This is a genomic window from Pseudomonas sp. SWRI111, from assembly GCF_014268555.1.
GTDB classification, from domain to species: Bacteria; Pseudomonadota; Gammaproteobacteria; order Pseudomonadales; family Pseudomonadaceae; genus Aquipseudomonas; species Aquipseudomonas hamedanensis.
Genome location: NZ_JABWQQ010000012.1, coordinates 142555 through 165539 on the forward strand (window position 1 = coordinate 142555; position 22985 = coordinate 165539).

At 59.5% G+C, this 22985-nt stretch carries 16 protein-coding genes; 5 read left to right on the forward strand and 11 right to left on the reverse strand.

What is annotated here, in order from left to right; translation table 11 throughout:
* The first annotated feature begins 273 nt into the window (after positions 1-273).
* From mfd to HU755_RS15855, 3 genes are read left to right on the forward strand one after another with little or no spacing between them, the layout of a single operon-like run.
* Positions 274-3723 carry a transcription-repair coupling factor gene (gene mfd / locus HU755_RS15845; protein WP_186634276.1) on the forward strand — a complete coding sequence of 1150 codons (3450 nt, stop codon included), beginning with the start codon at positions 274-276 and terminating at the stop codon, positions 3721-3723.
* Between the two features lie 10 nt (positions 3724-3733).
* The gene (locus HU755_RS15850) at positions 3734-4315 is read left to right on the forward strand and encodes a CsiV family protein (RefSeq protein ID WP_186550388.1); all 582 of its coding nucleotides are present in this window, start codon (positions 3734-3736) and stop codon (positions 4313-4315) included.
* Between the two features lie 11 nt (positions 4316-4326).
* The gene (locus tag HU755_RS15855) at positions 4327-7017 is read left to right on the forward strand and encodes a DEAD/DEAH box helicase (RefSeq protein WP_186634279.1); all 2691 of its coding nucleotides are present in this window, start codon (positions 4327-4329) and stop codon (positions 7015-7017) included.
* Positions 7018-7143: 126 nt separating this feature from the next.
* On the opposite strand, the gene HU755_RS15860 is transcribed toward HU755_RS15855, so the two are convergent.
* The 4 genes from HU755_RS15860 to HU755_RS15875 all read right to left on the reverse strand — a co-directional run bounded on the left by HU755_RS15860 (position 7144) and on the right by HU755_RS15875 (position 13073).
* Entirely contained in the window at positions 7144-10437 is a 3294-nt protein-coding gene (locus HU755_RS15860; RefSeq protein WP_186634282.1) for a DEAD/DEAH box helicase, read from the reverse strand.
* 9 nt (positions 10438-10446) lie between these two features.
* Complete coding sequence (locus HU755_RS15865) at positions 10447-11184, reverse strand: S-methyl-5'-thioinosine phosphorylase (RefSeq protein WP_186634285.1); 738 nt, start codon at positions 11182-11184, stop codon at positions 10447-10449.
* A gap of 12 nt (positions 11185-11196) precedes the next feature.
* Positions 11197-12207 (reverse strand): beta-N-acetylhexosaminidase, encoded by a 1011-nt coding sequence (gene nagZ / locus HU755_RS15870; RefSeq protein ID WP_186634288.1) that lies wholly within the window; start codon positions 12205-12207, stop codon positions 11197-11199.
* 158 nt (positions 12208-12365) lie between these two features.
* Positions 12366-13073 (reverse strand): TetR/AcrR family transcriptional regulator, encoded by a 708-nt coding sequence (locus HU755_RS15875; protein WP_186550378.1) that lies wholly within the window; start codon positions 13071-13073, stop codon positions 12366-12368.
* A gap of 231 nt (positions 13074-13304) precedes the next feature.
* Between HU755_RS15875 and lexA the strand changes: the two genes are divergently transcribed.
* Positions 13305-13913, forward strand: coding sequence for a transcriptional repressor LexA (gene lexA / locus HU755_RS15880; protein WP_186550376.1), 609 nt, complete (start codon positions 13305-13307; stop codon positions 13911-13913).
* Between the two features lie 10 nt (positions 13914-13923).
* Entirely contained in the window at positions 13924-14397 is a 474-nt protein-coding gene (sulA, locus tag HU755_RS15885; RefSeq protein ID WP_186634291.1) for an SOS-induced cell division inhibitor SulA, read from the forward strand.
* Positions 14398-14493: 96 nt separating this feature from the next.
* Here sulA and HU755_RS15890 read toward each other — a convergent pair whose 3' ends face one another.
* From HU755_RS15890 to HU755_RS15920, 7 genes are all read right to left on the reverse strand, one after another.
* A complete protein-coding gene (locus HU755_RS15890) occupies positions 14494-14727 on the reverse strand; it encodes a hypothetical protein (protein ID WP_186550372.1) in 234 nt (77 codons plus the stop codon).
* A 106-nt stretch (positions 14728-14833) separates the two neighbouring features.
* A complete protein-coding gene (locus tag HU755_RS15895; protein WP_186634294.1) occupies positions 14834-15358 on the reverse strand; it encodes a DUF6586 family protein in 525 nt (174 codons plus the stop codon).
* A gap of 145 nt (positions 15359-15503) precedes the next feature.
* Positions 15504-18137, reverse strand: a complete 2634-nt coding sequence (gene topA, locus HU755_RS15900) for a type I DNA topoisomerase (RefSeq protein ID WP_186550368.1) — start codon at positions 18135-18137, stop codon at positions 15504-15506.
* A gap of 114 nt (positions 18138-18251) precedes the next feature.
* Positions 18252-18488: a DUF1653 domain-containing protein gene (locus HU755_RS15905; protein ID WP_186634297.1), complete on the reverse strand. Its 237-nt coding sequence runs from the start codon at positions 18486-18488 to the stop codon at positions 18252-18254.
* A gap of 94 nt (positions 18489-18582) precedes the next feature.
* Positions 18583-19758 (reverse strand): acetyl-CoA C-acyltransferase FadA, encoded by a 1176-nt coding sequence (gene fadA / locus HU755_RS15910; RefSeq protein WP_186634300.1) that lies wholly within the window; start codon positions 19756-19758, stop codon positions 18583-18585.
* Positions 19759-19787: 29 nt separating this feature from the next.
* The gene (gene fadB / locus HU755_RS15915; protein ID WP_186550366.1) at positions 19788-21935 is read right to left on the reverse strand and encodes a fatty acid oxidation complex subunit alpha FadB; all 2148 of its coding nucleotides are present in this window, start codon (positions 21933-21935) and stop codon (positions 19788-19790) included.
* A gap of 517 nt (positions 21936-22452) precedes the next feature.
* Positions 22453-22890, reverse strand: a complete 438-nt coding sequence (locus HU755_RS15920) for a hypothetical protein (RefSeq protein WP_186634303.1) — start codon at positions 22888-22890, stop codon at positions 22453-22455.
* Positions 22891-22985: the final 95 nt, after the last annotated feature.

Consider the following 22985-nt stretch of genomic DNA (forward strand, 5'->3'; position numbering starts at 1 on the left):
AATCCTGTTCAAAAAAATTACGCCGCTCTCCAGCCCAGTAAAACCGCGGCTTTCAGCGCAGTCAATTTTTCGACGACTGTTAGACGATGTCTGTAACCCTCCGAAACACGACCCGGTTTCGGCACTACATAACCACTTAAAAAGTGCTCGTTTTTATGGTTACCACTACATTTCGTCCAAACCGCCAAGATAGACGTAGTCTGCAACTGACAGGTGGCACCGCAGACCGCTACAATTACCGACTTTGTCGCAACGCCTGGAGCTCAACCTTCCGTGCCTGTTCTGCGTCTACCGCTACTCCCTGCCGAGGCAGGTAAACAGCATTGGGGCAATCTGCCCGGTGCTGCCCTCAGCCTGGCGATTGCCGAGGCTGCCAGCGCTGCCAAGCGCTTCACCCTGCTGCTGACCGCCGACAGCCAAAGCGCCGAACGGCTGGAACAGGAGCTGAGTTTCTTCGCCCCGGATTTGCCCGTGCTGCATTTTCCCGACTGGGAAACCCTGCCGTACGATTTGTTCTCGCCGCACCAGGACATCATTTCCCAGCGCATCGCCAGCTTATACAGGCTGCCGGAATTGGCGCATGGCGTACTGGTGGTGCCGATTACCACGGCCCTGCACCGACTGGCGCCGACCAAATTCCTGCTCGGCAGCAGCCTGGTGCTGGACATCGGCCAGAAGCTCGATGTCGAGCAGATGCGCGCGCGGCTTGAGGCCAGCGGCTATCGCTATGTCGACACAGTTTATGAGCACGGCGAATTCACCGTACGTGGCGCGCTGATCGACCTGTTCCCGATGGGCAGCAAACTGCCCTATCGCATCGACCTGTTCGATGACGAAATCGAAACCCTGCGCACCTTCGATCCGGAAACCCAGCGTTCGATCGACAAGGTCGAGTCGGTCAAGCTACTGCCGGCCCGCGAGTTTCCGTTGCAGAAAGACGCAGTCACCCGCTTCAAGGCGCGCTTCCGTGAGCGCTTCGACGTCGACTTCCGCCGCTGCCCGATCTTTCAGGACCTGAGCAGTGGCATCACACCGGCCGGTATCGAGTACTACCTGCCGCTGTTCTTCGACGAAACCTCGACGCTGTTCGACTACCTGCCGCAGGACACCCAGGTGTTCTCGCTGCCGGGTATCGAGCAGGCGGCGGAAAATTTCTGGAACGACGTGCGCAATCGTTATGAAGAGCGCCGCGTCGACCCTTCGCGCCCTTTATTGCCACCGGCCGAACTGTTCCTGCCGGTGGAAGACTGCTTTGCACGGCTGAAGAACTGGCCACGGGTAGTGGCGAGTCAGCAAGACGTTGAGAGCGGTGTCGGCCGTGAACGCTTCCCGGCGCATGCATTGCCGGATCTGGCGATCGAAGCCAAAGCCACCCAACCGCTGGCGGCGCTGGCCGGCTTCCTCGAACAATTCCCCGGACGCGTGCTGTTCACCGCCGAATCGGCGGGCCGTCGCGAAGTGCTGCTGGAACTGCTCGAACGCCTGAAGCTACGACCAAAAACCGTCGACAGCTGGCCGGACTTCGTCGCCAGCAAGGATCGTCTGGCGATCACCATCGCCCCGCTCGACGAAGGTCTGGTGCTCGACGACCCGGCACTGGCGCTGGTCGCGGAAAGTCCGCTGTTCGGCCAACGGGTGATGCAGCGCCGTCGCCGCGAGAAGCGCAGCGACGTCAGCAACGATGCGGTGATCAAGAACCTCACCGAGCTGCGCGAAGGCGCCCCGGTGGTGCACATTGACCACGGTGTCGGTCGCTATCTGGGCCTGACGATTCTGGAAATCGACAACCAGGCCGCCGAATTCCTCACCCTCGAATACGCCGAGAACGCCAAGCTCTACGTGCCGGTCGCTAACCTGCACCTGATCGCCCGTTACACCGGCAGCGACGACTCGCTGGCGCCGCTGCATCGTCTCGGCTCGGAAACCTGGCAGAAAGCCAAGCGCAAAGCCGCCGAACAGGTGCGCGACGTCGCCGCCGAACTGCTCGACATTTATGCCCGTCGCGCCGCCCGCGAAGGTTACGCGTTCGCCGACCCGAAAGCCGATTACGCCACGTTCAGCGCTGGTTTCCCGTTCGAAGAAACCCCGGACCAGCAAGCGACCATCGAAGCCGTGCGCGAAGACATGCTCGCGCCGAAACCGATGGATCGCCTGGTCTGCGGCGACGTCGGCTTCGGCAAGACCGAGGTGGCCATGCGCGCCGCGTTCATCGCGGTGCACGGCGGTCGTCAGGTGGCGATTCTGGTACCGACCACCCTGCTCGCCCAGCAGCACTACAACAGTTTCCGCGACCGCTTCGCCGACTGGCCGGTGACCGTAGAGGTGATGAGCCGCTTCAAGTCCGCCAAGGAAGTCAACGCGGCGATTGCCGATCTGGCGGAAGGCAAGATCGACATTGTCATCGGCACGCACAAGCTGCTGTCCGACGACGTGAAAATCAAAAACCTCGGCCTGGTGATCATCGACGAAGAACACCGCTTTGGCGTGCGTCAGAAAGAACAGCTCAAGGCGCTGCGCAGCGAAGTCGACATTCTCACCCTGACCGCCACACCGATTCCGCGCACGCTGAACATGGCGGTGTCGGGCATGCGCGATCTGTCGATCATCGCCACGCCGCCAGCGCGACGCCTGTCGGTGCGCACCTTCGTCATGGAGCAGAACAAGAGCACGGTCAAAGAAGCCCTGCTGCGCGAGCTGCTGCGTGGCGGCCAGGTCTATTACTTGCACAACGATGTGAAGACCATCGAAAAATGCGCCGCCGACCTCGCCGAACTGGTGCCGGAAGCGCGCATTGGTATTGGCCACGGACAGATGCGCGAGCGCGAACTCGAACAGGTGATGAGCGACTTCTACCACAAGCGTTTCAACGTGCTGATCGCCTCGACCATCATCGAGACCGGCATCGACGTGCCGAGCGCCAACACCATCATCATCGAACGTGCCGACAAGTTCGGTCTGGCACAGCTGCACCAGTTGCGTGGCCGCGTCGGCCGCAGTCACCACCAGGCTTACGCCTACCTGCTGACGCCGCCGCGCCAGCAAATCACTTCGGACGCGGAAAAGCGTCTGGAAGCGATCGCCAACACCCAGGACCTCGGCGCCGGCTTCGTGCTGGCGACCAACGACCTGGAAATCCGCGGCGCTGGCGAACTGCTCGGCGACGGTCAGAGCGGGCAGATTCAGGCGGTGGGCTTCACGCTGTACATGGAAATGCTCGAGCGCGCGGTGAAATCGATTCGCAAAGGCGAGCAGCCGAACCTCGATCAACCGCTAGGCGGTGGCCCGGAAGTCAATCTGCGGGTGCCGGCGCTGATTCCGGAAGACTATCTGCCGGATGTGCATGCGCGCCTGATTCTGTATAAACGCATCGCCTCGGCGACCGACGAAGAAGGTCTGAAGGATCTGCAGGTCGAGATGATCGACCGTTTCGGCCTGCTGCCGGAGCCGACCAAGAACCTGGTGCGGATCACCGCGTTGAAACTGCAGGCGGAAAAGCTCGGCATCAAAAAAGTCGATGGCGGGCCGCAGGGCGGGCGTATCGAGTTCGAAGCGCAGACGCCAGTCGACCCGATGACGCTGATCAAGCTGATCCAGACCCAGCCCAAACGCTACAAATTCGAAGGCGCGACGATGTTTAAATTTCAGGTGCCGATGGAGCGCCCGGAAGAACGTTTTAATACTGTAGAGGCGCTGTTTGAGCGTCTCATCCCGAAATCCGCTTGAAGGACGCCCAATGCGCCTGTTCCGCTCTCTGACTTTGCTGCTCACCTCGCTGTCCATAACAGTGCTGGCACCGATGGCGTTTGCCGATGACACGTATCAGGTCGAAATGATTCTGGTGCGCCAGAATGCCGTGCCGGCCATCGTCAGCCGCGCCGCGCCGGAAGACTGGGCCGCCGGCGCCCAACGCCTGGGCAACGACAGCCTGCGCACGCCTGCGCTGAATGATGTCGTAAGCAAACTCACCGCCAGCGGCGAGTACACCGTGCTGATGCACAAAGCCTGGCAGCAAAGCCTCGGCGAAACGCCGGTGAAAGTCGCAGTCAGTGACGGCCAGGAGCAATTTGGGCAATTCCCGATCGAAGGCACGCTGGAGATGAAACTCGGTCGCTTCACCGACGTAACGGCCGACTTCTGGGTCAACCAGATCGACGCCAACGGTCTGGTCACCGCCAGTGAACGGCTGCGCCAGGACAGCCACACCAAAAACGGCCAACTCAACTACCTCGACAACGGCCACCTGGCTTTGCTGATCAAGATCACTTCCCTGACCGCGCCGGCGCCACGGGAAGCACCTGAAGCGATTCCGGACTGATCGAAGTCCTTATGCCCCCGCCCCTCAGCAAACCGTTGGCGCCCTCCTGGGTCAGCCGATTCAAGGAACAGAGCCTGGAGCGTGGCCGTCGCTACGCCCTGGAAAACCGGGTACGCATCGCACAGGTCGGCGATGCGACCATCACGGCCAGTTGCGAAGGCTCCGGTGGCAGCGTTTATCGCCAGACGATTCACTTGCGCGAGTCGGCCAAAGGCACGCTGCTGCTGGTCGACGCCACTTGCACCTGCCCGGTCCGCAGCAACTGCAAGCACTGTGCAGCGGTGCTGCTGAAAGTCCAGGAAACCCTCGATTACCCCGCCGCCGCGAAAGATGCCGAGCTGCTGGAAAAGCTCCAGGCTGTCCTGGAAAACCGCAGCCCGAAAGCGCCGCCGCAGGTGCTGGTGGACAACGTGCAACCGCTGCCACGCCTGTGGCTGGCGAGCGCCGAGTTCAGCGCGTTCGAGCCGCGTAACGGCAAGATGCAGCGCTATATCCAGCACCGCGCGGCACTCTCGTTCAGCTATCTGGACGAGTACGTCAGCGGGCAGAAGAACAGCGATATCCTGATTCGCCAAGAGACCCAGACCCTGCGCGTCAAGCGCCACCCCGACGTCGAACAGTCCTACCGGGAACAACTGCGCATACTCGGCTTCCGTATCGCCACGCGGCAGAGCAAAGCCTTGCCGGAGAGCGCGGGCGAGCTGTACGAAATGGTCAACGACAGCGCCTGGCTGACCTTCACCCTTAACGACCTGCCAAAGCTGCGCAGCCTGGGCTGGGAATTACAGATCGACGAGGAGTTCGGCTTCGACCTGACTGCCGTCGACGACTGGTACGCCACGGTTGAACAGGTCCCGGAACGCGACTGGTTTGATCTGGAACTGGGCATCATCGTCAATGGCGAACGCCTGAGCCTGCTGCCGATTTTGCTCAATCTGATGCGCTCACACGCCGAAATCCTCAACCCGGAACGCCTGGCGCGCCGCCGCGATGACGAGCTGATTCTGGTCAATATTCCACAACGGACCAGCGAACACGGTCCGCTGCAGGTCGCGCTGCCGCTCGGCCGCCTGAAACCGGTACTGACCACCCTCGGCGAGTTTTACCTGCAAGAGCCCGGCGAAACCACCTTGCGCCTGAGCAAGGCCGATGCGACGCGCCTCAATGCGCTGGACGGCATTCCACTGTTGTGGGAGGGCGGCGAACAGATGCGCACACTCGCCCAACGCCTGCGCGACATCCGCGATTACAGCGCCGAAGCGCCGCAAGGCCTGAACGCGACGTTGCGTCCCTATCAGCTCGAAGGCTTGAGCTGGATGCAGTCGCTACGGCAACTGGAGGTAGGCGGGATTCTCGCGGACGACATGGGTCTGGGTAAAACCCTACAGACCCTGGCGCATATCCTCAGCGAGAAGAACGCCGGGCGCCTGGATCGCCCGTGCATGGTGGTGATGCCGACCAGCCTGATCCCCAACTGGCTCGATGAAGCCGCGCACTTCACGCCGCAATTGAGGGTGGTGGCGTTGTACGGGGCCACGCGCAAAAAGCACTTCGACAACCTCGCCGACTTCGACCTGATTCTTACCACCTATGCGCTGCTGCCCAAGGACGTCGAACGCCTGGCGAAACAGCCGCTGCACGTGCTGGTGCTGGACGAAGCGCAGTACATCAAGAACCCCAACAGCAAAGCGGCCCAGGCCGCGCGCGAGCTGAATGCGCGCCAGCGCTTGTGCTTGAGCGGCACCCCACTGGAAAACCACTTGGGCGAGCTGTGGTCGCTGTTTCACTTTTTGCTGCCGGGCTGGCTCGGCGATGTGAAAAGTTTCAATGCCGATTACCGCGTGCCGATCGAAAAGCGCGGCAGTGAAGTCAGACTTCAGCACCTCAACGGTCGGATAAAGCCGTTTCTGCTGCGCCGCACCAAAGAACAGGTCGCCACCGAACTGCCGCCGAAAACCGAAATCATCCATTGGGTCGAACTCAACGAAGCGCAGCGCGATGTCTATGAAACCATGCGTCTGGCCATGGACAAAAAGGTCCGCGACGAGATCACGCGCAAAGGCGTGGCGCGCAGTCAGATCATTATTCTTGAGGCACTGCTGAAGTTGCGTCAGGTCTGTTGCGATCTGCGTCTGGTCAGCGACACGGCCCTGCCCGCTCGTGCCAGCACCTCGGGCAAGCTCGACAGCTTGATGGAAATGCTTGAAGAGCTGTTCGAGGAAGGTCGGCGGGTTCTGCTGTTTTCGCAGTTCACCTCGATGCTGACATTGATTGAGGATGAGCTGAAAAAACGTAACGTCGCCTATGCGCTACTGACCGGGCAAACCCGCGACCGGCGCACGCCCGTGAAGGAATTCCAGAGCGGCAAGCGTCAGATCTTTCTGATCAGCCTGAAGGCTGGCGGTGTCGGTTTGAACCTGACCGAAGCCGATACGGTGATTCACTACGATCCGTGGTGGAACCCGGCGACCGAGAATCAGGCAACTGATCGGGCGTATCGCATCGGTCAGGAAAAACCCGTATTCGTTTACAAGCTGATTGCCCGCGGCACGGTGGAAGAGAAGATTCAGCACCTGCAGAAGGAGAAATCTGATCTGGCGGCAGGCGTACTGGATGGGCGCAAGGCCGGGGACTGGAAGTTGCAGAGTGATGATATTGAAGCGTTGTTTGCGCCGTTGCCGGACAAGATCGACAAGCGTTGAGATCGGCGTCGCCGGTTAGATTGTTATCGCGAGCAGGCTCACTCCTACAGGGGAACGCATTTCAAACTGTAGGAGTGAGCCTGCTCGCGAAAGGCATCACCTCGGTCTAACGATTGAAACCGAAGCTCAATCCCTGGAAACAGGCAACGGCGCAAACAGCGCCTCGATATCGCCCTGCTCCAGTTTGAAACCACCCGTCGTGCCCCCTTCCAGCACTGCCCCGGCCAGCGCAGCCTTCTCCTGCTGCAGCGCCTGGATTTTTTCCTCAACCGTGCCTTTGGCAATCAACTTGTAAACGAACACCGGATTGTTCTGGCCAATGCGATACGCCCGGTCAGTGGCCTGATTCTCCACCGCAGGATTCCACCAAGGGTCAAAGTGGATCACCGTGTCCGCCGCCGTCAGGTTCAAACCCGTTCCGCCGGCCTTGAGGCTGATGAGGAACAACGGCACTTTTCCGCCCTGGAAATCCTTGACCGGCGTGCGTCGGTCCGTGGTATCGCCGGTCAGCAACGAGTAACTTAACCCTCGTTGCTGCAACTCCTGCTCGATCAGCGCCAGCATCGACGTGAACTGGGAGAACAGCAGAATCCTGCGCCCCTCGCCGAGCAATTCCTCGAGCATCTCCATCAAGCTGATCAGCTTGCCGCTACCCGAGCGCAGGGCCTTCGCCGAGAGCGGCATGTTGATCAGGCGCAAGTCGCAACAGACCTGACGCAGCTTTAGCAGCGCATCGAGAATAATGATCTGACTGCGCGCCACGCCACTGCGGGCGATTTCGTCGCGGACCTTTTTGTCCATCGCTACACGCACCGTTTCATACACATCGCGCTGCCCATCGCTGAGTTCGACCCAGTGGATGATCTCGGTTTTCGGCGGCAACTCCGTGGCGACCTGATCTTTTTTGCGTCGCAACAAAAACGGCTTGATGCGCGCGGTCAGGTGCTGCATGCGCTGCACGTTGCCGTGCTTCTCGATCGGCGTGCGGTAATCGCGATTGAAGGATTTACTGTCGCCCAGCCAACCCGGCATCAGGAAGTGAAACTGCGACCACAGTTCGCCGAGGTGGTTTTCCAACGGCGTGCCACTCAGGCAAAGGCGCTGACGGGCCTGCAGGTCACGCGCGGCCTGGGCGGCTTTGCTGAGCGGGTTCTTGATGTTCTGCGCTTCGTCGAGAATCAATACGCTCCACGATTGTGGCTGCAAAATCTCAAGATCCCTCGGCAGCAACGCGTAAGTGGTCAGCACCAAGTCGTATTCGGCGAGATTGGCGAAATCTTTTTGCCGCCCAGTCCCGTGCAGCGCCAATACTTTTAACTGCGGAGTAAAACGCTCGGCCTCGTCGAGCCAGTTGGGAATCAGACTGGTCGGCATGACTGCCAGCGCCGGGCAATCCAGCCGGCCGGCGTTTTTCTCCGCAAGCAGATGCGCCAGGGTCTGCAGGGTTTTGCCCAGGCCCATGTCATCGCCAAGAATGCCACCGACCTCAAGCTCGCGCAGGGTTTGCATCCAGTTCAGGCCTTCGAGCTGATACGGACGCAGTTGCGCGTTAAGTCCAACCGGCGCAGCGACTTGGGTGTGACTGGAATTTTGCAGGCGCTTGGCAAAGTTGCGCAGCCGCTCGCCGCCCTGCCAATCCAGCGGCACGCCGTCGAGCAGACTCAGGCGCGCAGCATCCGGCGCAGTCAAGCGCAGCGCATCGCCGTGATGACCGCCCAGATACAACTCGCCTAACGTGGCCATCAGCGGTTTGACCCGACTCAGCGGCAACGCCACCTTGGCGCCCGCATCGCCGCCGAAACCGCTGGGCTTGAGTTCGATCAGCAGTTTTTCATCATCGCTGCGTTCCGCCAGATTGACCGGGTCGAGCAAGCGCGGCTGGGTGCGCAACAGATGCAAAAGGATCGGCAACAGGCTGTAGCGCTCGCCGTTGACGACGATGCCCAATTGCAGATCAAACCATTGATGCCCGGCCTCCTCCTCGACCTCGGCGTACCACTGCTCAACCGGTTGCACGTTGAAATGAAAACCGGGGCTGATGTCGATCTGCCAATTCGCGGCGCGCAGCGTGGCAAGCCCTTCGTGCATGAATGCGAGCCAGGCGGAATCGTCCGGTAACGTAAACATTTCTCCGGGACGATCCAGCGAACTCTTGCGCGTGGCTTTCTTGAAGCCGTGCCTTTGCAGGCTCTGGCGCAGTTCCTTTTCCACCGCGGGCTGGCGTTGAATACGCTGGGTTTCGGTACCGTCGAGGATCATCACCTCCGGGTTGCGATCCAGCGCCGGATGACCGTTGTAGGTGAACACCAGAGCGGCGCGGTGCTCCAGCACATACTCCCAGCGGGAGTGCTCTCGACCGCTGGCAAGGATCAGTTGCGGCTGCGGCAGTACGTCATCAATGATGCGTTCGGTGAGTTTGTGTGGCGGCGGGATTTTTGTCGCCGCGCTCATTCGATGGCTGAACTGCATGGCCTGACGCGCCGGAATGTCCGGTGCGAGGGCCAAATGGCAGGCCAGTTTTTCTTCCAGCTCATTGAACAGAGGGCCAACCTGCCGCTGTTCACGATCGAGGTAATACAGCGGCTCCAGCGCCAGCACGGTTTCCTGCGCCGCTTCGGCACTGCTCCACTGCGCGCGGAACCCACCATCAGCCTGTTCGGCCCAGGCGAACTGACCCACGCGTTTTGCCCCCGGCGTCAGCGGTCGCAGGTCTTCGAAATCGAGGAACAGCCGCGAGGTGCGCAGGAGCATTTCCAGCAGTTCGGCGCCACTGCTGCCCTCCAGCGGATAACCGCTGTAATAGGCGTGATGTGAATGCATGGCAACCAGCAGCCTGGCGACGCGCAAATCCAGCTCGGACAGGTAGCCGGGCTGGCGCATGAGCATTTCCGCCAGCGAATACATCGGTTTGGCTTCGCGTAACTCGCCGCTCTTGAGCTGGTAGACCTTGAAAATATCGAGCAGCCATTTGCCGCTCGCAGACGTGGGTTTGAGCTTGTAAAACAGGCGTGTACCTGCGGGTTGCGCGCTTTCTTCGGTGGGTTTGGCCGGGACCGGGATTGTCGAAAGCCAGTGCTCCAATGCCCGACCCAACGGGACCTGCGCGGCACTTTCCGGTACATCAGGGTCACTGCCCTGCAAAGAATAGAGCACCGCCGCGCAATGCTTGCAGTCGATCGCGACGGGGCAGGTGCATATGCAACGCAAATTAACCGATCCCAAGCGATCTTCGGACAGGTAAATGATTTGTTCATACGCCTGACTTTCGGAACCGACGCAGAATGCCTCGATCTTTCTGGCATCGATCTCGATGATCTCTACCCGATCATCGTCGGCATAAGCGCGGGCCTTGGCCAGCGTTTTACTGTTGAATGCCTGGGTCCATGCCAGTCCTTTAAGCCGTTCGATGAAAATGCTCATGGGCGATCCTTAGCCGGCCAGCACCCGCGCCAGTGTCGACTTGACCTTGCCCATGCCATCGTGCAGCGCCTGCTCGATTTCGGCCATGGTGATGACGTCGGTGGTCTTGCCCGCTGCAGGGTTCACCACCAGCGCCAGACAGGCGTAATCCAGGTCCAGCTCACGAGCCAGTGCCGCTTCCGGCATGCCGGTCATGCCGACGATGTCGCAGCCGTCACGTTCCAGCCGGACGATCTCGGCGACCGTTTCCAGCCGCGGGCCCTGCGTGCAGGCGTATACGCCCTGATCGCTGTATTCGCAGCCTTCGGCGGCGACGGCGGCAATCAATTGCTGGCGCAACGGCTCGCTGTAGGGAAAGCTGAAATCGATGTGAGTGACGTGCTCCAGATCATCGGCGAAATAGGTGTGCTCGCGCCCGCTGGTGTAATCGACGATCTGATGCGGCACGCAAAAATGCCCGGTGCCCATGGCCGGGTGAATCCCGCCGACCGCATTCACCGCGATGATTGCTTGCGCGCCTGCCTGCTTCAACGCCCACAGGTTGGCGCGGTAGTTGACCTTGTGCGGAGGAAAGCGGTGCGGATGACCGTGACGGGCGAGGAACAACACTTCCTTGCCGGCGTATTCGCCAATCTGCACCTCGGCCGAAGGCGCGCCGTAAGGGGTATCGACTGCCAGCGACTGGCGAATGCTCAAGCCTTCGAGCTGAGTCAGGCCGGTGCCACCGATGATTGCGTAAACGGTCATAACGGAAAATCCTTAATCGATCAGTTGAGCGTCTTTGAGCGCGCCGAGGGCGGTAAGCCAACGCGGGTCCTGACGATAATCAGTGCTGGCGAAGGCCTGGCCGCGCATCTTGGCGATGCGCGCGGACGGCTTGACTTTCATGCGTTGCGCAGCACTCAGCGCCAACTCGGCTGCGGCGCGGTCGTTGCACACCAGGCCCATGTCGCAACCGGCCGTAAGCGCGGCTTCGATGCGGCTGGCGGCGTCGCCAACCACATGGGCGCCCGCCATCGACAGGTCGTCACTGAAGATCACGCCGTCAAATTGCAATTCGCCGCGCAGAATGTCCTGCAGCCAGCGCCGGGAGAAACCGGCAGGCTGTGAGTCGACTTGCGGATAGATGACGTGAGCGGGCATGACCGCGGCCAGTTGCTTGCTCAAACGGGCGAAGGGCACGAGGTCGTTGGCGCGGATCTCGTCGAGGCTGCGCTCGTCGTTCGGGATGGCGACGTGAGAGTCCGCTTCTGCCCAGCCGTGGCCGGGAAAGTGCTTGCCAGTGGCGGCCATGCCCGCGCTGTTCATGCCCCGGATGAATGCCCCGGCGAGCAACGCAGCGCGCTGCGGATCACCTTCAAAAGAACGGGTACCGACAACAGCGCTGCGCTGATAATCCAGATCCAGCACCGGGGCAAAGCTGAGGTCGAGGCCGACGGCGAGGACTTCCGTCGCCATGATCCAGCCGCATTGCTCGGCGAGGTATTCGGCATTGTGATTGTCAGCAATCGCGCGCATGGCCGGCAGACGTACAAAACCCTGACGCAGGCGCTGTACGCGCCCGCCCTCTTGATCCACCGCCAGCAGCAGATCTGGGCGAATCGCGCGAATGGCGGCGCTGAGCTCGCGCACCTGGCGTGGATGTTCGATGTTGCGGGCAAAAATGATCAGACCGCCCACTTCGGGCTGACGCAACAATTGGCGATCTTCGGCCGTCAGCCAGGTACCGGCGACGTCCACCATCAACGAGCCTTGCAGGCCAGCAGTCATAAAAATTCCTTGAAAACGAAAAACCCGATCGGCACACGTCCGCTACCGCGGGCGGCGCCCGGACGGTCAGCAGAATCCATGCGGATCGGGTTCAGAACGAGAGTCGGCATGGGCGGCTAGCTTAGCGGATACCAGCTGCCGCGCCCACCCGTGCGCGGTTAAACCTTGGCGGCTACCGGGGCTGACTTGGTGCGCGGGCGCAATTGCGCGGTGGCCATGGCCGTGTCGGTGACGCCGGTCTCGGCGCGCATGCCGGCGGCGAGAAACGGCACCATCAGGCGCATGACTTGTTCTATGGACGTGTTGACGCCGAAGTCGGTCTCGGCAATCGCGCGCAACGCTTTGATCCCGGACATGCTGAACGCGGCGGCGCCGAGCATGAAGTGCACACGCCAGAACAGCTCAATCGGCGGAATGCGTGGCGCCGCTTCGTTGACCAGCAGCATGTAGCGGCGGAACACCTTGCCGTACATGTCCTCCAGGTAACGCCGCAGGTGACCTTGGCTCTGACTGAACGCGAGGCCGAGCAAGCGCATGAAGATCGACAGGTCATTACCGCTGCGCGGCTGGACCACGAGCGCTTGCTCGACGAGGATTTCGAGCAGTTCTTCAAGGGTCGGTTTGTTGTCCGGCTTGGCCTGGCGCCGCTCCAGCTCTTTATCGAGACTGACGCAAAACGGTCCAAGGAAACGCGAAAACACCGCTTGAATCAGCGCCTTTTTCGACCCGAAGTGATAGTTCACTGCTGCCAGGTTGACGCCAGCCTTGCTGGTAATCAAACGCAATGAGGTTTCAGCGAAACCTTTCTCCGCGAACAACTGCTCGGCAGCATCAAGAATGCGTTCAACGGTTTCCGACTGGGCCATGGCTACTCCGCGCCTGACAAACACTTGTTTGAAACATACGTTTCAGCCTGTGCCTTGTCAAGCCTGGCGGTTCGTTTTGGGAATGGTCGGTCAGCTATTTAACCACACAAGGCTGGCGCATTAATAAACGTGTCTGTCGACCGTCCGGCGGCATGCGCAAAAACGGCCATTGCCAAGACCGCTTCACTGTATATAATCCCAGTCACTGTATAAAAAGACAGAGCGATCAATATGCTAAAGCTGACGCCACGCCAAGCCGAGATTCTGGCCTTCATCAAACGATGCCTTGAAGACAACGGCTATCCGCCTACCCGCGCAGAAATCGCTCAGGAACTGGGCTTCAAGTCACCCAATGCCGCCGAAGAGCATCTCAAGGCCCTGGCTCGCAAGGGCGCCATCGAAATGACGCCTGGTGCCTCCCGCGGCATTCGAATTCCCGGCTTTGAAGCCAAGCCCGATGAATCCACCCTGCCGATCATTGGCCGGGTAGCAGCCGGTGCGCCGATCCTCGCCCAGCAGCACATCGAAGAGTCCTGCAACATTAATCCAGCGTTCTTCCATCCTCGCGCCGACTATCTGTTGCGCGTCCATGGCATGAGCATGAAGGACATCGGCATTTTCGACGGCGACCTGCTGGCGGTTCACACCACTCGCGAAGCGCGCAACGGCCAGGTCGTGGTTGCCCGCATCGGTGACGAAGTGACGGTAAAACGTTTCAAACGTGAAGGCAGCAAAGTCTGGCTGATTGCCGAAAACCCTGAGTTCGCCCCTATCGAAGTTGACCTGAAAGATCAGGAACTGGTGATCGAAGGCTTGAGTGTCGGCGTCATCCGCCGCTAAAGGAGGCTTTATGCAGTTCCCACACATACCTCAGCAAACACAACTGCCTTTATTCGAAGCGTTTCTGGCACAACCCATGGCGCCGATCCTGAAAGACGTGGTCGCGCGCGAATGGCATGCCGAACCCGAAGTATTCAGTGAGCTGTCACTGCGCGGTGCGGCAGAGAATTGCCTGAACCTGCTTGCCCCGATCCTTCGCGAACTGAGCGAAGACCAGGACGCCCGCTGGCTGACACTGATTGCACCACCAGCCAGCCTGACTCAAACCTGGCTGCGGGATGCCGGCCTGAACCGCGAACGCATTCTGCTGTTGCAGCCCCGGGGCACTCAAAGCGCCCAGCAATTGGCGTGCGAAGCATTGCGCCTGGGTCGCAGCCACACGGTGATCACTTGGCTCAACCCGCTGAACAGCAGCTCACGGCAACAGTTGATCAGCGCCGCGCGCACGGGCGATGCTCAGAGCCTGAACATTCGATTGGGTTGATTGGCGAATAACGAGCGCTGTGTGAAGCGCAGGGCTTCTCAAGGGACAGAGAAGCCGATCTGTAGCAGTTACGGCTAAAGAAAAAACGAGCGCAGATCAGTGAAGAACCCGCGTTCCCTCTTCCTTGTCGAACTCGCCTTCGACCATACGACCCGCCATCTGCACGCCGACGCTCAACATCGCTTTAGCGATTTCCACATGCTGGCCTTGCAGGAACGCCTTGGCATCCTCGGAGAAATCCAGCGTCACCAGAGAACCTTCGTCCTCAGCCCTGCGCAGTTCGATTCGGCCGTCTGGTAACTCGACAATTTCTAGAAAGGACGTTGGCATATAAGTCTGTTCTCCACGAAAGGCAGCGATTATATAGACATCATTCGGGCTTCGCTTGGGATCTTGACCAGCAGCATGTTTCAGATTGCCACCGCGTCAATCACTGTCAGCACTCGTTCAAGCCTTCACGAAAACGGATGGCCAGACTCTTGAGGTTCTGCCTCCAGCTCTCCAGCTCCTCACGACTCAGCTCCGCTGGCGTCTGCTCTTCATCCAGATTAACAGCTTGAATCAACGGCTGCGTCACGTCGCCCTTGGGCTTGTGCGGTACGCGCGGTGGCTGGAACAGCGCTGAATGCGCCGCCAGCAATTTCGCCAGCCAGGTTTCCGGGTTCCCCGCCAGCTCGACCATTTCTGCCAGTTCGGGAATCGCCATCGACTCCAGTATTTCAGGCGTCAGCAACAGCTCAGCCCGCGCGGCATTCGCCTGAGGCAAACGATAGAAGCCGGCGATTTCATGACATAGCCCCAACAGCGCGCCATAAAGATGAAACAACGCTGACTCACGCCCAGCCTGAATCAACGCCAGAGCATTCATCGCCCGCCCCTCTTCAGCGCGAGCCAGGGCTTCCAGCGACAGACCGGCGAAATAGATCTTCTGATTGGTACGGGTATAGAGTTCGTAGGCCATGAGGGCAGTCTCCACAACGAAATATTTGCTTCACACAGGCCGGACAGTGTCGTGGATCAGCCGATCCCACCGCAAGCACAAAACAAAAAGGCCGCCTGAAAACCGGGAGGTTCTCATGCGGCCTTTTCAGTAGGCAGACTAAGGCTTACTCAGCCTTCGCCTTGGCACTGCGCTTGTCTTCGACCGTCCACTTGCCACCGTCGTAGTACGCCTTCCAGCCCGTAGGCTTGCCGTCGACTTCGGTCTGCACGTATTGCTCCTTGGTCTTGCGGCTGTAGCGAATGACCGCCGGCAGACCGTCAGGATCTTTCTGTGGTGCCTCGCACAGGAAGTGATACTTCGGATCGATTTCATCTTTGTGCGGCAGGATCTCGATCACCAGCGGAGCGCGAGTCTCGCGGTTTTTCGGGAACTGGCTGGCCGCCAGGAACAGACCGGACGCACCGTCACGCAGGATGTAAGTGTCGTTGACCTTTTCGCATTTCAGCTCAGGCATCTTCACCGGATCCATCTTGGGCGGTGCCGCGTCGCCGCTCTTGAGCAGCTTGCGGGTGTTCTTGCAGGTCGGATTGGTGCAGCCGAAGAACTTGCCGAAACGGCCGGTCTTGAGCTGCATCTCACTGCCACACTTGTCGCATTCCAGGCTCGGGCCTTCATAGCCCTTGATGCGATAGCTGCCTTCTTCAATCTCATAACCGGCGCAATCCGGGTTGTTACCGCAGATGTGCAGCTTGCGCTTCTCATCCAGCAGATAAGCGTCCATTGCCGTGCTGCAGATCGGGCAGCGATGCTTGCCACGCAATACCAGAGATTCCGATTCACCTTCATCGTCCGCAGCGATTTCGTCGCCCGGCACCAGGTTGACGGTGGCCTTGCAACGCTCTTTCGGCGGCAGGCTGTAACCCGAGCAACCGAGGAACACGCCGGTGGAAGCCGTACGAATCTGCATCGGACGACCACACGTTGTGCACGGGATATCGGTCATCACCGGCTGGTTGGCACGCATGCCATTGTCCGGATTTTCCGCGACTTCGAGTTTCTTTTTGAAGTCGCCGTAGAACTCGTCCAGTACGCTTTTCCAGTCGCGCTCGCCCTGCGCCACGTCATCGAGATTCTCTTCCATACCGGCGGTGAAGCCGTAGTCCATCAGGTTCGAGAAGCTCTCGGACAAACGCTCAGTGACGATGTCACCCATCTTTTCCGAATAGAAACGACGGTTATGCAGGGTCACGTAACCGCGATCCTGAATGGTCGAGATGATCGCTGCGTACGTCGAAGGACGGCCAATGCCGCGCTTTTCCATTTCCTTCACCAGGCTGGCTTCCGAGTAACGGGCCGGCGGCTTGGTAAAGTGCTGGGAAGGATCAAGCTTGATCAGCTTCATCACATCGCCCTGCGCCATGTCCGGCAGAACGTCATCATCGCCCGGCTTGGCAATCTGCGGCATAACGCGAGTGTAACCGTCGAACTTGAGGATACGGCCCTTGGCGCGCAGCTCGAAGTCGCCAGCGCCGACGCTGACTGTGGTCGACAGGTATTGCGCCGGCAACATCTGGCAAGCGAGGAACTGACGCCAGATCAGCTCATAGAGACGCTCAGCGTCACGCTCCATGCCCGCAAGCTTGCTCGGCGTGGTGTTGGCGTCGGAAGGACGAATCGCTTCGTGAGCCTCTTGTGCGCCTTCTTTGCTGCTGTAGACGTTCGGCGTCTCTGGCAGGTACTTCTTGCCGAACTCGTCTTCGATGTAGGTACGCGCCATCGCCACGGCGTCAGCCGAGAGGTTGGTCGAGTCGGTACGCATATAGGTGATGTAGCCAGCTTCATACAGACGCTGGGCCATCATCATGGTTTTCTTCACGCCGAAGCCCAGGCGGTTGCTCGCGGCTTGCTGCAGGGTCGAGGTGATGAACGGCGCCGACGGCTTGCTGCTGGTCGGTTTGTCTTCGCGCTTGACGATGCTGTAGCTGGAGGCCTTGAGCTTCTCCAGCGCGGCCATGGCCTGGGCTTCGTTCAGCGGCTTGAAGGCTTCGCCTTTCTCGCGTGCCACTTCGAAACGCACAGTCGAGCCTTTGGCGGTGCCGAGATCGGCATGCACTTCCCAGTACTCTTCCGGATTGAAGGCACGAATCTCGCGCTCGCGTTCGACCACCAGCTTCACGGCAACCGATTGCACGCGACCAGCAGACAGACCGCGGGCGATCTTGGCCCACAGCAGCGGCGAAACCATGTAGCCGACCACGCGATCGAGGAAGCGCCGCGCCTGCTGCGCGTTGACACGATCGATGTCCAGCTCGCCCGGCTCGGAGAATGCCTCCTGAATCGCCTTCTTGGTGATTTCGTTGAACACCACGCGCTTGTAGCGGCTGTCATCACCACCGATGGCTTCGCGCAGGTGCCAGGCAATGGCTTCCCCCTCGCGATCCAAGTCGGTTGCGAGATAGATGGTGTCAGCATCCTTGGCGAGCCGGCGCAGCTCCTCGATGACCTTTTCCTTGCCAGGAAGGATCTCGTACTGGGCTTTCCAGCCGTGCTCGGGATCGACGCCCATACGCGAGACCAGCTGCTTGCGCGCTTTCTCTTTCGGCGAGAGCACCGGACCTTCGCCTGCAGCAGCCTTGCCGCGCTTGGCAGCAGGCTCTTTGCTGGCGCTAGCCGAACCGCTGGTGGGCAGGTCTCGGATATGGCCGATACTCGACTTCACCACGTATTGGTTACCCAGATACTTGTTGATGGTCTTGGCCTTAGCCGGGGATTCCACAATGACCAGCGATTTGCCCATGGATCAGAAAATTCCTGAATTCTAGAAGTGAAAGGCGGTTGGCGCCTGACGCGGCACCGCTATATATAGTTGATACAAGGTGAGGTCAAGCACAGGGTTCTGTGCGCACTCGCCTCAAACCCTGTCAAAAAGGCTCGGTTCGGCTTGCACCAAAGCAAAGCGTGGTACCTGCTCGCCGTCAACTTCGACGGACTCGACGAACATGCTCAACGGGCGCACCCAAAAGCCGTAATCGCCATACAGGGCTTGGTAGAAGACCACCTCTTCTTCGGTCTCGGAGTGCCGCGCAACACTGAATACGCGGTACCGCGGACCTTTGTAATGTTGGTAGAGCCCAGGTTGTATCGGCATGCTTCGGCCCTCACTGAAATTTTTTCAAAATAAAATAAAAAACCCAAAAAACAAAAACCGGGGCACTGGGCCCCGGCTTCCATCGACGAGACGCTTAAACGCGTTCGAAGACGGTGGAGATGCCTTGGCCGAGACCAATGCACATAGTGGCTACCCCGAAGGTGCCGCTATTCTGCTTCATCACATTGAGCAGGGTGCCGGAAATACGCGCACCGGAGCAACCGAACGGGTGACCCAGGGCGATCGCGCCGCCGTGCAGGTTAACCTTCTCGTTCATCTTGTCGAGAACTTTCAAATCTTTCAGCACTGGCAGGGCCTGTGCGGCGAAAGCTTCGTTGAGCTCGAAGAAGTCGATATCGCTGATGCCAAGGCCCGCGCGTTTCAGGGCTTTTTGGGTTGCCGGCACTGGACCATAGCCCATGATTGCCGGATCCACACCAGCCACTGCCATCGAACGGATCACCGCCATCGGCTGGATGCCAAGGTCCTGCGCACGCTGGGCCGACATCACGATCATGCACGAAGCACCATCAGTGATCTGCGACGAAGTACCGGCCGTCACGGTGCCGCCCTTTGGATTGAATGCCGGCTTGAGCGCCGCCAGACTTTCCAGGGTGGTTTCCGGACGAATGGTTTCATCGTAGTCGAACAGTTTCAGGAAACCGTTCTCGTCGTAGCCCTGCATCGGGATGATTTCGTCTTTGAACTTGCCTTCCACAGTTGCCTTGTGGGCCAACTGGTGGGAACGCACGCCGAATGCGTCCTGCTGCTCACGGGTGATGCCGTGCATCTTGCCGAGCATTTCCGCGGTCAGGCCCATCATGCCCGAGGCTTTCGCCGCGTACAGAGACATGTGCGGGTTCGGATCGACACCGTGCATCATGCTCACGTGGCCCATGTGCTCGACGCCGCCGACCACGAACACGTCGCCGTTACCGGTCATGATCGCTTGCGCAGCGGTGTGCAGCGCGCTCATCGACGAACCACACAGACGGCTGACTGTCTGGCCGGCCGAAGTGTGCGGAATCTGGGTCATCAGCGACGCCATGCGCGCGATGTTCCAGCCCTGCTCCAGGGTCTGGTTGACGCAGCCCCAAATCACGTCCTCGACTTCCGCCGGGTCGACCTTGGCATTGCGCTCCAGCAATTTGCTGATCAGGTGCGCCGACATGTCTTCGGCACGGGTGTTGCGGTGCATGCCGCCCTTGGAGCGGCCCATCGGAGTACGACCGAAGTCGACAATCACGACGTCTCTAGGATTCAAGCTCATAAGTTCACTCTCACTCTAGTTGGGGGCGCTTAACCGAAGAAGCTTTGGCCGTTCTTGGCCATTTCGCGCAGCTTCGCGGTCGGGTGGTACAGCGCGCCCAAATCAGCGTACTGGTCAGCCAGGGCAACGAACTCGGCCACACCGATCGAATCGATGTAGCGCAGCGCACCGCCACGGAATGGAGGGAAACCGATGCCGTAGACCAGACCCATGTCGGCCTCGGCAGCCGTTTCAACGATGCCGTCTTCCAGGCAACGCACGGTTTCCAGGCACAGCGGGATCATCATCCAGTTGATGATGTCTTCGTCGGTGACTTCGCGCTGCTCGTAAACGATCGGCTTGAGCACTTCCAGTACCGATGGATCGGCAACTTTCTTCTGCTTGCCTTTCTTGTCGGCCTCGTAGGCGTAGAAGCCCTTGCCGTTCTTCTGGCCCAGGCGCTTGGCCTCGTAAAGCACATCGATAGCCGAACGACGGTCATCTTTCATGCGGTCCGGGAAACCCTCAGCCATCACGTCACGACCGTGGTGACCGGTGTCGATGCCGACCACGTCCATCAGGTACGCCGGGCCCATCGGCCAGCCGAACTTTTCCATGACCTTGTCGATGCGGACGAAGTCGACACCGGCGCTGACCAGCTTGGCGAAACCGCCGAAGTACGGGAACAGCACGCGGTTGACCAGGAAGCCCGGGCAGTCGTTGACGACGATCGGGTTCTTGCCCATTTTCTTGGCGTAGGCAACGGTGGTGGCAACGGCCAGCTCGCTGGACTTCTCGCCACGAATCACTTCCACCAGCGGCATCATGTGCACCGGGTTGAAGAAGTGCATGCCAACGAAGTTTTCCGGACGCTTGAGGGCCTTGGCCAGCAGGCTGATGGAAATGGTCGAGGTGTTGGACGCGAGGATCGTGTCCTCTTTGACCTTGTCTTCGACTTCGGCCAGTACAGCTTGCTTGACCTTCGGATTCTCGACCACGGCTTCGACAACCAGATCCACGTGACCGAAATCACCGTAGGACAGGGTCGGACGAATACCGTTGAGCACTTCAGCCATTTTCGCGGCGGTCATGCGGCCTTTATCAACGCGACCGACCAGCAGCTTGGCGGCTTCTGCCAGGCCCTGCTCGATGCCGTGTTCGTTGATGTCCTTCATCAGGATCGGCGTACCTTTGGAAGCCGACTGATAAGCGATACCGCCCCCCATGATGCCAGCGCCGAGTACGGCGGCCTGCTTCACGTCTTTGGCGATTTCATCGTAGGCCTTGGCCTTTTTCTTCAGTTCCTGATCGTTCAGGAACAGACCGATCAGGCTCTGCGCGGCAGAGGTCTTGGCCAGTTTGACGAAACCGGCGGCTTCGACTTCCAGCGCCTTGTCGCGACCGAAGTTGGCGGCTTTCTGAATGGTCTTGATCGCTTCAACCGGCGCCGGGTAGTTCGGGCCAGCCTGACCGGCGACGAAACCTTTGGCGGTTTCGAAAGCCATCATCTGTTCAATGGCGTTCAACTTGAGTTTTTCAAGTTTCGGCTGACGCTTGGCCTTGAAATCGAACTCACCGGAGATGGCGCGCTTGATCAGTTCAAGGGCAGCTTCCTGCAGTTTCTCAGGCGCAACCACGGCGTCGACGGCGCTGACTTTCAACGCGTCTTCGGGACGGTTTTCCTTGCCGGCGGCAATCCACTCGATGGCGTTGTCGACGCCGATCAGGCGCGGCAGGCGTACGGTACCGCCGAAGCCCGGGTAGATACCCAACTTGACTTCCGGCAGGCCGATCTTGGCCTTGGTGGACATGACGCGGTAATCAGCCGCCAGGCACATTTCCAGACCGCCGCCCAGCGCGATGCCATTGATGGCGGCTACGGTCGGTACGTTGAGGTCTTCGAAATCGCTGAAGATCTTGTTGGCTTCGAGATTGCCAGCAACCAGCTCGGCATCCGGCAGCTTGAAGTTCTCGACAAATTCGGTGATGTCGGCGCCGACGATGAACACGTCCTTGCCACTGCTGACGATCACGCCCTTGATCGAAGCATCTGCCTTGATGGTGTCAACGGCCTGACGCAGCTCGTTCAGGGTTAGACGGTTGAACTTGTTGACGGACTCACCCTTGAGGTCGAATTTCAATTCGACGATGCCACTTTCAAGAGCTTTAACCGTGATGGCTTTACCTTCGTAAATCATCAACTGATCTCCACGATATGGAAGCTGAACAGTACACGTCGGACGCAGGCGAATGGCTCGGCAGGACGCTTTTTCGTCGATGCTAACGCCAATCCACCCGGCACACCCGCCAACGCGATAGTCGGGATTCTGTAGGAGCGGTCAGTAAGACAAACGCTCAATTCATACGCCCGTTTGATTCGGGTACGTCACCTTCACGGAATTTCTGACAATTGTCAATCGCCCAAAATGCCGGTTGAAACGCGACTTTGCGGTCATTTCCGTAAGACAAGGAGAAGCAACACGCACCTGCATGCACAGCCATTCATAGAATCAATAATTAGAAAATTCGCCCTAATACCTTCACGGCCTTGTTTAACAGGCTACGCTGGCGGGACTACCTTGAGATGTGCCGAGCGTGATCGGCCCGAAAGAATGACCGGCCTGCCTGGCCAATCCCGCCCGATGAATCATGTCGGGCTTTTTATTGCTCGTCTGCCGGACGCTTCGCACCGTTGCAGTGCGAAAAGTCCGAGCATCACGCCAGCGCTTTCAGTGTTGCGTCGAAGGTCTGCAAAATCGAGGCATCGCCCTTTTCGCCCCAGTACAAAGCGATCATCTGCTTGTCGGCCTCGATTTTGAAAACGTTGCCTGGCAACTTTTCGAAATGATTGAGCAGCAACCGGTCTTCGCACACTTCCTGCCATTGATTGACCCAGACACCAGGCGTCTTCTGCCAATAAGTCCAACATGCAGGTTGACTGCCGCGCCGGGGCCGGTGGTACTGCGCGCAAGGGTTGGGCGGCTCCTGGGAAAGCCAGTGCGGCCATTCCTGCGGCGCCAGTTGCATGGCCAGGCCGATGCGGCGAGCCTCCATGCGCAGGGCGATGCGACCGCTTTGCGCGCGCGAGGGGCGCAACCAGGCCAGCGGACTTAAAACCACCAGCAGGATTGACACCACTATCCAGACCGTCATATCTCTACTCCCGATTTTTGATGAGCCCATTGCGTCACTTCGCAACCAATGCGCTTGAAACCAGCCATACTTACCAATATTGAACCTTCGGAGGA

Coding starts and splice junctions, on each gene's coding strand:
- HU755_RS15875 (WP_186550378.1), bottom strand. CDS start 13,073: ATGGCCCAGTCGGAAACCGTTGAACGCATTCTTGATGCTGCCGAGCAG.
- HU755_RS15855 (WP_186634279.1), top strand. CDS start 4,327: ATGCCCCCGCCCCTCAGCAAACCGTTGGCGCCCTCCTGGGTCAGCCGA.
- fadA (WP_186634300.1), bottom strand. CDS start 19,758: ATGAGCTTGAATCCTAGAGACGTCGTGATTGTCGACTTCGGTCGTACT.
- HU755_RS15890 (WP_186550372.1), bottom strand. CDS start 14,727: ATGCCAACGTCCTTTCTAGAAATTGTCGAGTTACCAGACGGCCGAATC.
- lexA (WP_186550376.1), top strand. CDS start 13,305: ATGCTAAAGCTGACGCCACGCCAAGCCGAGATTCTGGCCTTCATCAAA.
- sulA (WP_186634291.1), top strand. CDS start 13,924: ATGCAGTTCCCACACATACCTCAGCAAACACAACTGCCTTTATTCGAA.
- HU755_RS15920 (WP_186634303.1), bottom strand. CDS start 22,890: ATGACGGTCTGGATAGTGGTGTCAATCCTGCTGGTGGTTTTAAGTCCG.
- nagZ (WP_186634288.1), bottom strand. CDS start 12,207: ATGACTGCTGGCCTGCAAGGCTCGTTGATGGTGGACGTCGCCGGTACC.
- HU755_RS15895 (WP_186634294.1), bottom strand. CDS start 15,358: ATGGCCTACGAACTCTATACCCGTACCAATCAGAAGATCTATTTCGCC.
- HU755_RS15860 (WP_186634282.1), bottom strand. CDS start 10,437: ATGAGCATTTTCATCGAACGGCTTAAAGGACTGGCATGGACCCAGGCA.
- HU755_RS15865 (WP_186634285.1), bottom strand. CDS start 11,184: ATGACCGTTTACGCAATCATCGGTGGCACCGGCCTGACTCAGCTCGAA.
- HU755_RS15905 (WP_186634297.1), bottom strand. CDS start 18,488: ATGCCGATACAACCTGGGCTCTACCAACATTACAAAGGTCCGCGGTAC.
- topA (WP_186550368.1), bottom strand. CDS start 18,137: ATGGGCAAATCGCTGGTCATTGTGGAATCCCCGGCTAAGGCCAAGACC.
- HU755_RS15850 (WP_186550388.1), top strand. CDS start 3,734: ATGCGCCTGTTCCGCTCTCTGACTTTGCTGCTCACCTCGCTGTCCATA.
- fadB (WP_186550366.1), bottom strand. CDS start 21,935: ATGATTTACGAAGGTAAAGCCATCACGGTTAAAGCTCTTGAAAGTGGC.